At 56.3% G+C, this 876-nt stretch carries 1 protein-coding gene; it reads right to left on the bottom strand.

What is annotated here, in order from left to right:
- Positions 1-17: 17 nt before the first annotated feature.
- The coding region (locus ACR0M9_RS21105; protein ID WP_480774607.1) for an IS3 family transposase at positions 18-876 on the bottom strand (859 nt) is incomplete at its 5' end.

Below are 876 nucleotides of genomic sequence, written 5' to 3'. Positions count from 1 at the left end.
CCTGTCCAGCCCCAATTCTATGGGCCAGTTTTGAGCAAGGTTTCTGGAACGGGCGGTCGCATGTTTAGAGCCTGATGGGGTCTGACACGATTGTACTGTCTAAGCCAGGTATTGATGACGATCTGAGCCTGTTTGGTGGTGTGGAACCATTCTGCGTTGAGGACTTCCCGGCGCAGAGTGCCATTGAAGCGCTCGTTGTATCCATTCTCCCAAGGTGATCCCGGGTAGATTTGGATCGGCTTAATGCCCACCTTTCTTAACCAGGTCTGCAGGGCCGTTGCGATGAACTCCGCGCCGTTGTCGGAACGGATGTGTTCGGGCTTCCCGTGCCGCAATAAGAGTGGGTAGAGCGCATCCAGCACGTCTGCGCTGTTCATCTTCGGCTTGACCGCTACGCAGAGCGCCTCACGGGTATACTCATCCAGCACCGTCAGCATCTTGTAGCTCTGTCCGTTGCTCAGCTTGTCGTGGACAAAGTCAATGCTCCAGATGTGATTGGGATGTTGCGGTCGGAGCCGGATGATCGAGCTGTCCTTGTGGTACAGCCGTTTGCGTTTCTTGTGCCGTTGTGGGAGCTGCAAGCCTTCTTCGCGCCATAGTCGTTCGATCTTTTTATGATTGACTGCCCAGCCTTCGACACGCAGCAGCTCGGCGACCTTGCGGTAGCCGTAGCGCCCATACCGTTTGGCCAATCGGATCATCGCCAGACGTAACGCCTCATCATCCTTTGGCGCTGCGCGGTATTGCAGCGTGCTCCGCGCCAATCCAATCACGCGACAGGTGCGCCTGTCCAGCCCCAATTCTATGGGCCAGTTTTGAGCAAGGTTTCTGGAACGGGCGGTCGCATGTTTAGAGCCTGATGGGGTCTGACACGAT

This window comes from Ruegeria sp. CH2 (assembly GCF_056537065.1).
The sequence above is the reverse complement of the archived record's forward strand: the minus strand, read 5'-3'. Positions and strand labels throughout refer to the sequence as shown.